At 70.5% G+C, this 13,635-nt stretch carries 13 protein-coding genes; 7 read left to right on the plus strand and 6 right to left on the minus strand.

What is annotated here, in order from left to right; translation table 11 throughout:
• Window positions 1-34: 34 nt before the first annotated feature.
• The gene (locus SY84_RS11625; protein WP_046844144.1) at window positions 35-319 is read left to right on the plus strand and encodes a DUF427 domain-containing protein; all 285 of its coding nucleotides are present in this window, start codon (window positions 35-37) and stop codon (window positions 317-319) included.
• A 14-nt stretch (window positions 320-333) separates the two neighbouring features.
• Here the strand turns inward: SY84_RS11625 and SY84_RS11630 are convergent, their stop codons facing one another.
• Window positions 334-1,677, minus strand: a complete 1,344-nt coding sequence (locus tag SY84_RS11630; RefSeq protein WP_046844145.1) for a TrkH family potassium uptake protein — start codon at window positions 1,675-1,677, stop codon at window positions 334-336.
• The gene (locus SY84_RS11635; protein WP_046844146.1) at window positions 1,674-3,089 is read right to left on the minus strand and encodes a TrkH family potassium uptake protein; all 1,416 of its coding nucleotides are present in this window, start codon (window positions 3,087-3,089) and stop codon (window positions 1,674-1,676) included. Before SY84_RS11635 ends, SY84_RS11630 begins: the two co-directional genes overlap by 4 nt.
• Window positions 3,090-3,141: 52 nt before the next feature.
• On the opposite strand from SY84_RS11635, the gene SY84_RS11640 reads away from it, so the two are divergent.
• The 3 genes from SY84_RS11640 to SY84_RS11650 all read left to right on the plus strand — a co-directional run bounded on the left by SY84_RS11640 (window position 3,142) and on the right by SY84_RS11650 (window position 6,255).
• Window positions 3,142-4,215: a methyltransferase domain-containing protein gene (locus tag SY84_RS11640; protein WP_046844147.1), complete on the plus strand. Its 1,074-nt coding sequence runs from the start codon at window positions 3,142-3,144 to the stop codon at window positions 4,213-4,215.
• An 83-nt stretch (window positions 4,216-4,298) separates the two neighbouring features.
• Window positions 4,299-5,288 (plus strand): Gfo/Idh/MocA family protein, encoded by a 990-nt coding sequence (locus SY84_RS11645; RefSeq protein ID WP_046844148.1) that lies wholly within the window; start codon window positions 4,299-4,301, stop codon window positions 5,286-5,288.
• Between the two features lie 31 nt (window positions 5,289-5,319).
• Window positions 5,320-6,255: a hypothetical protein gene (locus SY84_RS11650; protein ID WP_046844149.1), complete on the plus strand. Its 936-nt coding sequence runs from the start codon at window positions 5,320-5,322 to the stop codon at window positions 6,253-6,255.
• A gap of 12 nt (window positions 6,256-6,267) precedes the next feature.
• Here the strand turns inward: SY84_RS11650 and SY84_RS11655 are convergent, their stop codons facing one another.
• Complete coding sequence (locus SY84_RS11655; protein ID WP_157882971.1) at window positions 6,268-7,203, minus strand: phosphotransferase family protein; 936 nt, start codon at window positions 7,201-7,203, stop codon at window positions 6,268-6,270.
• Window positions 7,204-7,268: 65 nt separating this feature from the next.
• Here SY84_RS11655 and xpt point away from each other — a divergent pair, with 65 nt between their 5' ends.
• Window positions 7,269-7,850 carry a xanthine phosphoribosyltransferase gene (gene xpt, locus SY84_RS11660; RefSeq protein ID WP_046844151.1) on the plus strand — a complete coding sequence of 194 codons (582 nt, stop codon included), beginning with the start codon at window positions 7,269-7,271 and terminating at the stop codon, window positions 7,848-7,850.
• Window positions 7,851-7,898: 48 nt separating this feature from the next.
• Window positions 7,899-8,465 carry a peptidylprolyl isomerase gene (locus tag SY84_RS11665; protein WP_081424581.1) on the plus strand — a complete coding sequence of 189 codons (567 nt, stop codon included), beginning with the start codon at window positions 7,899-7,901 and terminating at the stop codon, window positions 8,463-8,465.
• Between the two features lie 80 nt (window positions 8,466-8,545).
• On the opposite strand, the gene SY84_RS11670 is transcribed toward SY84_RS11665, so the two are convergent.
• The 3 genes from SY84_RS11670 to gnd form a co-directional block, all read right to left on the minus strand.
• A complete protein-coding gene (locus SY84_RS11670) occupies window positions 8,546-9,799 on the minus strand; it encodes a cation:proton antiporter (RefSeq protein ID WP_046844153.1) in 1,254 nt (417 codons plus the stop codon).
• Between the two features lie 73 nt (window positions 9,800-9,872).
• Window positions 9,873-10,172, minus strand: a complete 300-nt coding sequence (gene rpoZ, locus SY84_RS11675) for a DNA-directed RNA polymerase subunit omega (RefSeq protein ID WP_046844154.1) — start codon at window positions 10,170-10,172, stop codon at window positions 9,873-9,875.
• A 262-nt stretch (window positions 10,173-10,434) separates the two neighbouring features.
• Window positions 10,435-11,901 (minus strand): decarboxylating NADP(+)-dependent phosphogluconate dehydrogenase, encoded by a 1,467-nt coding sequence (gene gnd / locus SY84_RS11680; protein WP_245621331.1) that lies wholly within the window; start codon window positions 11,899-11,901, stop codon window positions 10,435-10,437.
• Between the two features lie 105 nt (window positions 11,902-12,006).
• Here gnd and SY84_RS11685 point away from each other — a divergent pair, with 105 nt between their 5' ends.
• A complete protein-coding gene (locus tag SY84_RS11685; protein WP_081424582.1) occupies window positions 12,007-13,611 on the plus strand; it encodes a glycoside hydrolase family 10 protein in 1,605 nt (534 codons plus the stop codon).
• Window positions 13,612-13,635 lie beyond the last annotated feature (24 nt).

Here is a 13,635-nt window from a genome sequence, read left to right on the forward strand (position 1 = left end):
GTCGTCGCCCCCACCACCCCGTAGGTTGACCGCTATGAAAGCCACCTGGAACGGCGCCACCATCGCCCAGTCCGACGACACTGTGGTCGTCGAGGGCAACCACTACTTCCCCGCAGGCAGCGTCAACCCCGAGTACCTGCGCCCCAGCGCCACCCACACCACCTGCCCCTGGAAGGGCGAGGCCAGCTACCACACCCTCCACGTGAACGGCCAGGAGAACCCCGACGCCGCGTGGTACTACCCCGAGCCCAAAGACGCCGCGCGGCAGATCGCGGGCCGCGTCGCCTTCTGGAAGGGCGTGCAGGTCACCCAGGACTGACCGGCAGGGCCGGGTCAGCCCACCAGGATGTCCCGCTCCGGCGGGTACTTGATCACGCCGCGGGACGTCTCGCGCAGGTTCAGCGCCAGCGCGAACGTCACGGGCCCGATGCGGCCCAGGTACATCAGCGCACACAGCACGGTCAATCCCGCGTCGTTCAGGCGGTGCGTCACGTCCAGACTCAGGCCCACGGTCGCGGCGGCACTGACCGTCTCGAACAGCAGCGGCGTGAAGCCCAGCGTGGGGTTCGTGACCAGCATCAGGAAAAAGCCCGTGAACACCAGCAGCGTGTAGATGGTCGTGATCGTCCCGGCCCGCACCACGTTCTCAGGGACGATCTGCCGCCCGAACGCGATCAGTTCCGTGCGGCCACGGATCAGGTTCCAGGCGCTGACCAGCAGGATCGCGAAGGTACTCGTCTTGATCCCGCCGCCCGTGGAACCGCTGTTCGCGCCGATGAACATCAGCGCGATCATCACGAAGACGCTGCCCGGCGCCAGCGCCGTCATGTCCACCGTGGCGAAGCCCCCGGAACGCGGCGTGACGCTCTGGAAGAACGCGGTCAGCAGCTTCCCGCCCGTGCCCAGCCCCTTCAGAGCGCCGGTCCATTCCAGCGCGAGCAGCACGGCGGTCCCCAGGACCAGCAGCGCCCCGGTCGTCACCAGCGTCAGGCGGCTGTACACCATCAGGCGGTTGCGCCGTGGACTGGCCAGGTGCGTCAGGACGTTCAGCTGCACCAGGAAACCCAGGCCGCCCAGCACGATCAGCAGCGCGATCACCCCGCTGACCAGCGGGTCCTGCGCGTACGGGAGCATGCCGCCGGGCACCACCACGAAGCCCGCGTTGTTGTAGGCGCTGACCGCGTGGAACACCGACTGGTACAGGCCCTCGCCCAGCCCGAACTGCGGCACGAACCGTAGCGACAGCAGCAGCGTCCCCACGCCCTGCGCCGCCACGGTATACAGAACGATGATCCGCAGCAGCCCCAGCACGCCGCCCACGTTTAGGGCGTTCACCTGCTGCGCCAGCTGCTGCCGCTCGCTGAAGTTCACGCGCCGCCCGGTCAGCAGCGCGAACAGCGTCCCGAACGTGATGATCCCCAGCCCCCCCACCTGCGCCAGCAGCAGGATCGTCACCTGCCCCAGCCGCGTGAACGTCTCGCCGGTGTCGGCCACGACCAGCCCCGTGATGCAGATCGCGCTGGTCGCCGTGAAGATCAGGTCCACCGCGTTCAGGTCCGCGCCGGGCCGCGTCATGCCCGGCAGGTGCAGCGCCGCCGCGCCCAGCGCGATACCCAGCAGGTACACCAGCGCGATCAGCTGCGGGGGGTTCAGGCGTCTGCGCCGCCGCCGGCTCATCCGATCAGGATGTCCTTGTCCGCCGGGTAGCGGATCAGCGCGCGGCTGTCCGGGCGGTTGAACGCCACCGCGAACGTCAGCGGCCCGATGCGGCCCAGGAACATCAGCGCGATCAGCACGACGTGCTGTTCCGGGTTTAGCAGCGGCGTGGTGTTCATGCTCAGGCCCACCGTGCCGAACGCGCTGACCGCCTCGAAGAACAGGTTCACGAACAGCACGTCCGCGCGGGTGTTGAACACCAGCAGCAGCAGGAACATCCCGTTCACCAGCCCGATGCTCAGCAGGCCGACCGTCATGGCCCGCAGGATCGTGTCCGTGTCGATGCGGCGACGGAACAGCGTCGTGTCGCGCCGCCCGCGCACCATGCTCCAGGCCGACGCCATCATCACGTAGAAGGTGCTCGTCTTGATGCCGCCGCCCGTCCCGCCGGGGTTCGCGCCGATGAACATCAGGATGATCGACATGAACAGCGCAGGCAGCTGCATCGCGCCGTAATCCAGCGTGTTGAAGCCCGCCGTGCGCAGCGTGACGCTCTGGAAGAAGCTCGCCAGCAGCTTCCCCCCGAAGCCCAGCGGCGCCAGGGTCCTGGGGTTGCTCCACTCGAACACGAGGTACACCAGCGTGCCCACCACCAGCAGGGCCGCCATCATGGTCAGCACCAGCTTGCTGTGCACCATCAGGCGGTTGCGGCGCGGACTGAGCAGGTGCGCGACCACGTTCAGCTGCACCAGGAAGCCCGTGCCGCCCAGGATGATCAGCAGCGCGATCACCAGGCTCACCAGCGGGTCGTCCACGAAGCCCATCAGGTTGTCGCTGTACAGCGCGAAGCCCGCGTTGTTGAACGCACTCACCGAGTGGAACAGCGCGTAGAACAGGCCCCGCCCCCAGCCTTCCAGCGGCACGAACCGGAACGCCAGCAGCGCCGCGCCGACCAGTTCGATCACGAAGGTGTACAGGAAGATGCTGCGGATCAGGCCTAACACCCCGCCCGCGTTCAGCGCGCCCACCTGCTGCGCCACCCGCATCCGCTCGGTGAAGTTCACGCGGCGGCGCGACAGCAGCGCGAACGACGTCCCGAACGTGATGATCCCCAGCCCCCCCAGCTGAATGAGCAGCATGATCACCAGCTGCCCCGCCCGGTTGAAGTCCCGGCTGGGGTCGATGACGTTCAGACCCGTCACGCACAGCGCGCTCGTGGACGTGAACAGCGCCTGCAGGAAGTTCACGCTGCGGCGCGTGCCGTCCTCGTTCACGCCGTGCAGCCCTGGCATGGTCAGGATCAGCCCGCCGATCAGGATGGCCACCGCAAACGACAGCGCGATCAGCTGCGGCGGGTTCAGGCGGGCCAGCAGAGGTTTGCGGCGACTGGCGCGGCCTGGTTCCGGCGCGTGGGGTGGGAGAGAGGCGCTCATAGGTGCGGCCCGGATTCTACGCCCCGCCGCGCAGCCCGTATACTGATCTGCTATGCCGCGCCCTGCCCGCTCCGACCGTAACGCGCCCAAGGGCCGCCCCCGCCCCAAAGTGGACCACCGCACCCGCCAGCCCGCCCGCGAATACGAACTGGACGTCCTGGCCGGACTGGAAGACGTCGCCGCGACCGAACTGAGCGGCGTGCCCCTGGCCCGCGACGTGCGCGGCCTGCGCTTCTGGTTCCCCGGCAGCCCCGACCGCCTGACCCGCATGCGCAGCGTCGTCGCCGTGTACCGCATCCAGAGCTGGGACGTGCCCCGTCCGCGCGGCCTGCTGGGCAACCAGCAGCTCTCCGAACTGACCGGGTACCTGCGCGAGGTCATCGAGGTCGGCGGGCACCGCTCCTTCCGCTTCGGCGCGGCCGGGAAGGACAGCCCCGTCATGCAGCGTCTCGCAGAGGAACTGCAGGGCACGCTGGACCTCCCGCACGACCCCGAGGCAGGCGAACTGCTGATCCGCCTGCGGCCCAGCGAGGACGGGCAGGGCTGGGACGTCCTCGCCCGCATCACCCCCAGGCCCCTCAGCGCCCGCCCGTGGCGCGTGTGCAACATGGCGGGCGGCCTGAACGCCACCATCGCCTACGCCGCGCACAAACTCGCTGGGCAGCGCGACAACGACCGCATCTTCAACCCCATGAGCGGCAGCGGCACCCTCCTGATCGAACGCGACCTGATGGGCCCCAGTGCCGCGCTCGTCGGCGTGGACGTGAACCCCGAAGCGGTGCGCTGCGCGCAGGAGAACATCCGCGCCGCCAAACGCCAGATCGAGGTCGCGCAGCGCGACGCCCTGCACACCGGCCTCCCCGCCCGGTCCTTCGACCTGATCATGGCCGACCTGCCCTGGGGCGACGCCATCAGCAGCCACGGCGCCAACGAGACCCTGTACCCCGCCTTCCTGACCGAGATGCACCGCCTGACCAGCCAGCGCGGCCGCCTGTGCGTGATCACCCACGAGATCCGCCTCTTCGAACGCGTCCTCCAGAACCAGCAGAAGTGGCACGCGCACGAACTCTTCCAGGTCGCCAGCGGCGGCCACCACCCCAAGGCGTACCTGCTCGGCAAACGCTGAGGCGCGGCGCGGTGGGCACGTGTGCCTGCCCCCGCCTGCACACCCCGGCCACCCCGAACCCGGCGACCCGGTACGCTGCTCGCATGACCGACCGACCGTTCCGCTGGGGGCTGCTGGGTGCCGCCCGCATTGCCCGCGCCCTCATTCCCGCCATCCGCGAGGCGGGCGGCGAGGTCGTGGGCTTCGGCGCGCGTGACCCGCACTCGGCGCGGGCGCAGGCCTTCGCGCAGCAGTGGGACGTGCCGGTGCTCGGCACGTACGAGGACGTCATCGCCGCCGACGTGGACGCCGTGTACAACCCCCTCCCGAACGACGCGCACCTGCCCTGGAGTGCGGCGGCCCTGCGCGCCGGGAAGAACGCCCTGACCGAGAAGCCCGTCGCGCTGAACACCGAGCAGGCGCAGGCCATCGCGGACGCCGCGCGCGAGACCGGACAGCTGCACCTCGAAGCCTTCGCGTACCGCTTCCAGCCGCACGTGGACCGCGTGCGCGAGATCGCTGCGCAGGAACTCGGGGAGATCCGCGCGGTGCGCGGCCTGTTCGGGTTCCACATGACCAACCCCGACGACTTCCGCTGGAACGCCGACCAGGGCGGCGGGGCGCTGCTCGACGTCGGCACGTACCCTGTGAACCTCATCCGCCTGCTGCTGGGCGAACCCGGGACTGTAACCGCCCAGGCCCGCTGGACGCCCGGCGGCGTGGATCTGGGTCTGAGCGGCACCCTGGAGTACCCGCACGCCCTGGCCAGCCTCGACTGCGGCTTCGACTGGGATCAGGGCGGCAGCACCCAGCGCCTGACCGTGACTGGCACGCGCGGCACCCTGGACGTGGACGGCGTGTTCCACAGCCACACCCAGGAGCCCACCACCCTGCGCGTCGAGACCGGCGGGCAGGTCCGCACCGAGTCGCTGGGGCCCGGCAACGGGTACGCGCGGATGGTCGCGCACTTCCAGCGCGCCGCGCGCGGCCAGGAGGCGCTGCGCTTTACGCCGGACGACGCCGTCGCGCAGGCCCGCGTCCTCGACGCGCTGCTTCAGGCCGCCCGCACCGGGCAGCGCGTCCCGCTGAACTGACCCGCGCGCCCGGGCCCGTAGAATGCCGCTCATGACCGACATCCTCCAGGGCTGGCAGCCCGCGCCCGCCGGGCACAAGCACGTCGTGAGCGTCAGCCTGGGCAGCAGCGCCCGCAACGCCCGCGAAGAAGTCACCGTGCTTGGCCAGCCGTTCATCATCGAACGCCTCGGCACCGACGGCGACCCGAAGAAGATGGCCGCGCTGTTCCAGGCCCTCGACGGCAAGGTCGATGCGTTCGGGCTGGGCGGCGCGGACCTGTACGTCATCGCGGACGACAGGCGCTACACCTTCCGCAACGTCCGCGCCCTGGTCAAGAACGCCGTCAAGACCCCCGTCCTGGACGGCTCGGGCCTGAAGAACACCCTGGAACGTGACGCCATCGCGCAGCTCGACCCCATCCTGAACTGGCGCACCCAGAAGGTCCTGATGGTCTCCGCCGTGGACCGCTTCGGCATGGCCGAGGCCCTCGCCGAGCACCACGCGGACATCGTGTTCGGGGACATCGTGTTCGGCCTGAACCTCGATCGGCCCCTGCGCAGCATCACCTCGCTGCGCCGCGTCGCCAGGCTCGTACTGCCCGTCATCACGCAGCTCCCGCAGGACTGGTTCTACCCCACGGGCGCCAAGCAGGAAAGCAGCGTGCAGGGCAGCGGCACGAAGTACTACGCCTGGGCGGACGTGATCGCCGGGGACACCCACTACGCCAAACGCTACGCCCCGCAGGACCTCACCGGGAAGACGATCCTCACGCAGACCATCACCGCCGCCGACCGCGACTGGATGAAGGCGCGCGGCGTCAGGCGCCTGATCACCACCACGCCCCGCATGGGCAGCCGCAACTTCGCCACGAACGTCCTGGAAGCCATGTTCGTCGCCCTGAGCGGCAAACGCGAGGCCCTGTCCGGCCCCGAGTACCTGGAGTTCATCCGGCAGGTGGGCTTCAGACCCGAGGTCAACGAGCTGTAAGGGACGGGGGGCTCAGCGCCCCAGTGCCTCCTGCCACTGCGGCACACGCGGACTGACCCGCAGGAGTCCCATCAGGGTGGTGGCGGGGCGGGTGTACCACAGATCGCCGTTCTCGTGCGCCTCCGGCTGCCGGGTGAGGTAACGGGTGGCGTTGTCCAGCGTGTACGCCAGCACCCGGAGGGTCAGCGCGTCGTCGGCGTGCCCAGTGGCCTCGTGGTACCCGGCGAGCAGGTCCGGCACGGCCAGCGGCCCGGCGTAACTGAGGTCCAGGGCCGGGTCGCCCCACCCGGCGTCGCCCCAGTCGATCAGGGCGCTGACCGCGCCGTCATCCGTGACCATCAGGTTCCCGGCGTGCAGGTCGTCGTGCAGGAAGGCGAGGCGTGCGGGCGGCGGGTTCTCGCTCAGGAGGCGGGCGGTCAGGCCGGTGGCCCAGTCGGCCTCGGCGGTTCCTACCTTCTCGCCGGTCAGGACGCGCGCCCGGGTGCGGGCCGGGTCGGGCGGCCTGATGGCCTTCAGGTGCCCGTTCGGGTCGGGTGCGCCTTCCACGCCCGCGTGCAGGGCGGCCAGGGCGCGACCCGCCTCCCGCCACGCGCGGGCCAGGCGCGGGTCGCCGTGCGCCCAGCCCAGGCTGTCCAGGCTGCGGCCCGGCGCGAAGGCGTACACGCTGACCGGCGCGTCCAGCACTGCGCGGGAATCGTCGAAAACCAGCAGCTCCGGTGTCGGAATGCCCGCCCGCACGGCTGCGGGCACAGCGACACTCTCGGTCAGGGCGTCCGCGTCGTCGCCGGGCAGCGGCACGCGCAGCACCACGTCCTGCCCGGCGCGGCGGGCGCGGTACACGCGGTTCACGATCCCCACGCTGGGCAGGCGCGTCAGCGGCCCCTCCAGGCTGAACTGCTGCGCGAAGGCCGACAGTTCGGCAGGGGTCAGGTCAGGCAGGGCAGGCACGCGTCCCAGCATGCCGCGTAGGCGACCCGCCGGGCATCCGTCAGGTGGCGGGTACACTCCGGGGCATGCAGGCACTCGTGGACGCCATCCGGCAGCAGGGCGAGATTCTCCCCGGCGGCATTCTCAAGGTGGACGGACTGGTCAACCACCAGCTCCTCCCGCACCTGACGCGCGAGATGGGGGAGACCTTCGCGCGGCACTTCGCGCCACTGAACCCCAACAAGATCGTGACCATCGAGGTCAGCGGCATCGCGCCCGCCATCGCCACCGCCATGGTGCTGGGCGTGCCCATGGTGTACGCCCGCAAGAAGAAACCCGTGACCATGAAAGAACCCGCGTTCACCGCGCAGTCCGTCAGCCGCACCAAGGGCGGCGTGGTGGACCTGTACGTCAGCAGTGAGTTCCTGGGCGCAGACGACCGCGTGGTCGTGATCGACGACTTCCTCGCGTCGGGCGGCACGCTGCGCGCCCTGGCAGGCATGATCGACGTCAGCGGCGCGCAGCTGCTCGGGATCGGCTGCGTGGTGGAAAAGCAGTTCGAATCGGGCCGCGAGAAACTCGCCGACCTGAACGTTCCCATCCACACCCTGGCGAACATCGTCCGCATGAGCGAGGCCGCAGGGATCGAGGTCGAAGCCGGACGGTGAAGGTGGGCGCAGGGGACGCCGCGGGGGGCGGGCGGTACAATGCCCCCCATGAGTGACCACTACCAGCAGGATGGCTTCACCGTCACCCCCGAACTGAGCGCCGAGCGCCAGACCCGCTTCAACGCGGCCCCCGAACTCGGGGACGGCATCGAACCCGGCAAGAGCTACCGCGCCGTGCTGGAAACCAGCAAGGGCCGCATCGTCGTCGAACTGTTCGCGGACGACGCGCCCGTCACCGTGAACAGCTTCGCGTACCTGCTGCGCCACCACTACTACGACGGCATCAAGTTCCACCGCGTGATCGACGGCTTCATGGCGCAGGCCGGTGACCCCACCGGCACCGGCGCCGGCGGTCCCGGCTACGACTTCGAGGACGAACCCAACGACCACCGCCACCGCGGCAAGGGCATCCTGAGCATGGCCAACCGCGGCCCGAACACCAACGGCAGCCAGTTCTTCATCACCTTCGTGGACACCCCCCACCTCGACGGCCGCCACACCGTGTTCGGCAAGGTCGTCGAGGGCCTCGACGTGCTCGACCGCCTCACCCGCATCGAGCCGGGCCGCATGGGCACCGCCGACGTGATCGAAACCGCCTACCTCGTCGAGAAATAAGTCGAGGGTTGAAAGGTGATGGTTGATGGACTGGGGATTGCCCCGATCCATCAACCATCACCTTTCGACTATCAACCCTCTCAAGCCTCTTCGGGTGTGGCGTCCACCGCGCGGCGTACCAGCGGCATGATCGTGAGGCCCTGCACGGCGATGGTGAACAGCACGATGGCGTACGTGACGGTCACGAGGTGCGTGCGGTACGGGCTGTCCGGCAGGCCCAGCGCGAGGCTGATGGCGATCCCGCCGCGCAGGCCGCCCCAGGTCAGCAGGCGCACCGTGTACGCCCCGTAGCCCTCGCGGGCGCGCACGAGGGCGAACGGCACGGCCACGCTGATCCAGCGGGCGGCGAGGGCTACGCCGATCAGCAGGACGCTCGCGAGGATCTGCGCGCCGGTCGTCTCGGTCAGCAGTACGTCCAGGCCGATGAACGCGAACAGGACGATGTTCAGCACCTGATCGATGGTCTCCCAGAAGCCCTCCACGAGTTCCTGGGTGTCCGGCGTGAACAGCGTGTGCTTGTACGCGGAGATCACCAGGCCCGCCACGACCATCGCCAGCGGCCCGCTGATGCCCAGCGCCGCGGCCGCCACGTACCCGCCCACGACCAGCGCCAGCGTCAGCAGGATCTCCACGGTGTGCTCCTTCACGCCGCGCAGCAGCACGAAACCCAGGCCCCCCAGCAGCGCCCCGAACGCCAGCCCGCCCAGGGCCTCCTGCGCGAACAGGCCCGCCACGCCCGCCGCGCTGACCTCCGCGCCGTGCCCGCCCAGGCCCGCCGCCCCGGCCAGCGCCAGGAAGATCACCACGCCCACCCCGTCGTTGAACAGGCTCTCCCCGGCGATCAACGTCTCGATCTTCACCGTCACCCGCGCCCGCTTGAGGAGATCCAGCACCGCCACCGGATCCGTCGGGCTGATCAGCGCGCCGAACAGCAGTGCCCACATCAGCGGCACGTCCAGCCCCACCAGCGCGAACACCCCGTACGCCGCGAAGCCGATCAGCGCGGTGCTGATTAGCGTACTCAGGAACGCCAGCAGCAGGATGCTGCGCCGCTGCCGAAGCATCTGCCGCGCATTCAGGCTCAGCGCCCCCGCGAACAGCAGCACGCTGAGAATCCCGTTGAGCACGAACTCCGTGAAATCCAGCGTCTCCAGCACCCCTGCCGCCCACCCCCGCAGGCCCGGCAGGCCCAGCGCGTCCAGCACGATCAGCAGGATGCTCGCCAGCGCCCCTGCCAGCGTCACCCCCACCGTCGTCGGGAAATGCAGGAACCGGTCGTTCAGGTACGCCAGCAGCGCGGTCACGCACAGCAGCACAGCAAAAGCACTCAGCATCCCCCACACCATACCCCCCGCCGCAGGGCACAAAAAAACGCCCCACGGGGGGGCGTTCTCGGGCCGAACAGGCTCAGTCCCGTTCGCGTTCGCGTTCGGCGTTCAGCTGCGCCTGCAGCTGGGCCTGACGCTGCCGCACGTAATCCTGATGGAAACGCTGCTCGTCGATCATGTTCGTGCCGACCGTGAGTTTCCCGGTCGCCAGTTCCCGCATCGCCTGCGTGACCAGATTCCGCGTGCGGACGCGCTGCTCGACCGGCAGCACGCTCGGCGCGCCACTGCGCAGCTGCAGCGCCCGCTTGGCGGTCACGACGCTCAGTCGGTACTTGCTGTCGGTCAGTGACAGCAGCTTGTCAATATCTCGTTCTGCCATGATGCACAACCTCCCTGGAAGCCACCGGACCCTGCACCGGTATCAGCCCCCCACTCTAGCCCACGCGCCGCGCCCCGGCCAACCCCCGGCCCCACACTTGCGGATTGGGCGACTGAAGGGGCAGATCGGACTCATGCGGTTCCCGGGCATCCGGAACAGCGCCGGATACCCGTCCACCTCCTGAGCTCCGATCCTGCTTGCCTCTCTCCTGCGGAGCTCTGCGAGTCCCTCCGGTCGGGTTCGTCTTCGACTCACCGCAAGCTCAGGCGTTGTACGTCGTGCTGGCCGTGTCCCCACCGCGCCCGGTCCAGTTCGTGTGGAAGAACTCGCCGCGCGCCCGGTCCGTGCGTTCGTAGGTGTGCGCCCCGAAGTAGTCCCGCTGCGCCTGGATGAGGTTCGCGGGCAGCACCGCCGAGCGGTACCCGTCGAAGTACGCCAGGGCGCTGCTGAACGCCGGAACGGGCACGCCCCCGCGCACGGCGGCCGCCAGGGTGTCACGCCACGCGCCCTGCGCGCCCTGCACCGCGTCGCGGAAGTACGGCGCGACGAGCAGGTTGGCAAGGTCCGGCTGCGCGTCGTACGCCTCCTTGATGCGGTCCAGGAACGCCGCGCGGATGATGCACCCGCCGCGCCACATCTGCGCGATCCGCCCGTAGTCCAGCGTCCACCCGGCGTCCTGCGCGCTCAGGTGCAGCAGCTGGAAGCCCTGCGCGTACGCCGCGATCTTGCTGGCGTACAGCGCCTGCCGGACGCCCTCCACGAACGCGCCTCTGTCAGCGGGCGTGGCAAACGTTGGGCCGCTCAGGACCGCGCTGGCCGCCACGCGCTCGGCCTTCAGGGCACTCATGGCCCGCGCGTACACCGCCTCGGTGATCGTCGCGGCGGGACTCCCGGCGTCCAGCGCCGCAACCGACGTCCACTTCCCCGTGCCCTTCTGCCCGGCGGCGTCCAGGATCACGTCCACCAGGGGCTGCCCGGTCTCGTCGTCGGTCTTGCGCAGGATGTCGGCCGTGATCTCGATCAGGTAACTGTCCAGTTCGCCCTCGTTCCAGCGGGCAAAGACCTCCCCGGCCTCGGGGGCGCTGAGGCCCGCAGCGCGCAGCAGCTGGTAGCTCTCGGCGATCATCTGCATGTCGGCGTACTCGATGCCGTTGTGCACCATCTTCACGAAGTGCCCCGCGCCGTCCGGCCCGACCCAGTCGCAGCAGGGCGTGCCGTCCGCCACGCGCGCCGCGATCCTCTGGAAGATGGGCTTCACGGCCTCCCAGGCCTGCTCGTTTCCGCCGGGCATGATGCTCGGGCCGGTCAGGGCGCCCTCCTCGCCGCCGGAGACGCCGGTGCCGATGAACAGCAGCCCCCTCTCTGCCAGCTCGCGGGTGCGGCGCGTGGAGTCCGCCGGGTGGCTGTTCCCCCCGTCGATGATGATGTCCCCCTCGGACAGCAGCGGCGTCAGGTGCCCGATGAACTCGTCCACGGCGGCGCCCGCCTTGACCATCAGCATCACGCGGCGCGGCGGCTTGAGCAGCGCCACGAAGGCCGGCAGGCTGTCCGCGCCCAGGATGCGCTGGCCCCGGGCGCGGCCCCCGGTAAAGGCGGTGACCTTGCTGACCGTGCGGTTGAACGCCGCGACCGTGAAGCCCCGGCTGGCCATGTTGAGAATGAGGTTCTCGCCCATCACGGCCAGCCCGATCACGCCGATATCTGCCTGCGCCTGCACGTCCAGAGTCATGCTGGAAGTGTACGGCGGACACAAAAGGGCTGCGGCGACGCATGTCCGCACAGCGGCCCGCCCCTCACCCTTCGGGCGGCGGGGTGCGCTAGCCTCCCGGCACCCATGCCCCGCCCCCCGCTGCGCGCCCTGCTCCTGCCCCTCCTGCTGGGCGTTTCTGCTCCTGCCGCCGCCCAGAGCGTCGCCCCGGCACCTGCGGCCCCCGCCCCTGCACCCAGCGAGGCCCCCCAGTCCAGTGCGGCCCAGTCCAGTGCGGCGCAGCCCAGTCTGGTTCAGCCCGGTTCGGCGCTGCGCGGCCTGTGGATCGACGCCTTCGGCCCCGGCCTGAAAACGCCCGCGCAGGTGAAGCAGACCGTGCAGGACGCCGCGCGCCTGGGCGTGAACACCCTGTTCGTGCAGGCCATCCGCCGCGCCGACTGCCTGTGCCGCAGGGCCAGCGTGCCCGCCGTCACGGACGCCGACCTGACCCCCGGCTTCGACCCGCTGGACGCCATCACGGCCCAGGCCCACGCGCGCGGCATGCGGGTCATCGCGTGGCTCAGCGTGACCGGCGTGGCGAACACCACCGTCCCCAACACCAGCCCCGACCATCTCATGCGCGCCCACGGGCCGGACGCGGGCCGCGCGTCCTGGCTGGCCCGCCGCCCCGACGGCAGCTGGCTCGAAGGCAAGGACGCCTGGCTGGACGCCGCCATTCCCGACGCCGCCGAGTACATGACCCAGGCCGCCGTGAGCCTCGTGCGGCACTACCCCGTGGACGGCATCCAGCTCGACCGCATCCGCTACCCGGACGGCGGCGCGTGGGGCTACGACCCCAAGGTGCTCGCCCGCTACCGCGCCGAGACCGGACGCCCCGGCACGCCCGCGCCCACCGACCCCACGTGGCAGGCCTGGAAACGCGAGCAGATCACCAACCTCGTGCGGCGCATCGCGCTGGAGGTCAAGGCGGTGCGCCCGGACGCCTGGATCAGCGCCGCCACCATCACCTACAACGACGCGCCCGCCGACCTGGGCGGCTTCCGCAGGACCCGCACGTACACCGACGTGATGCAGGACTGGCCCACCTGGATGCAGACCGGACTGATCGACCTGAACGTCCTGATGAACTACAAGCGCGACGCCGCCTCGCCCCAGGGCGCGTGGTTCGACCGCTGGAACGCGTTCGCGCAGCAGGTCCAGACCCGCCCCGACGGGCAGCGCGTGGCGCTCGCGTCGGGCACCGCCATGTACCTCAACGCCCCGAAGGTCACCGCCGCGCAGGCCGCCCGCAGCGTCAGGGCGGGCCTCGGCTGGGTCGGGTACTCCTACCGCACCCCCACCGCCGACGTGTACGGCCAGCGGCAGGACACGCCCGCCGGACTGGGCGCCGTGCAGGCCGCCCTGACCGCCCCCGGTGGCGTCCTGAACACCCCGCGCCCCTGGACGGAATCACCCGTCACCACGCGCGGGCTGCTGGGGCGCATCACCGGCGCGGGCACGCCCGGCGGGCAGACCGTGCAGGTCCTGCGTGACGGCAAGCCCATCGCGCAGGCGCAGACCGACGCCCTCGGGTACTACGGCTTCGCCACCCTCACCCCCGGCGCGGTCGAGGTGCGCGTCAGCGGGCAGCGATGGCTCGACCGCGTGCCCGAACGGGGCGTGGTGCGCCTCCCGGACCTGCTCGTGCGGGCCGTGCAGATCATCCCCAGCCTGCCGCCCGCCAAACCCTGACGCCAGTGCGCCGCAGCCCACCTT

The organism is Deinococcus soli (ex Cha et al. 2016), assembly GCF_001007995.1.
In the GTDB taxonomy this organism is placed as follows: Bacteria; Deinococcota; Deinococci; order Deinococcales; family Deinococcaceae; genus Deinococcus; species Deinococcus soli.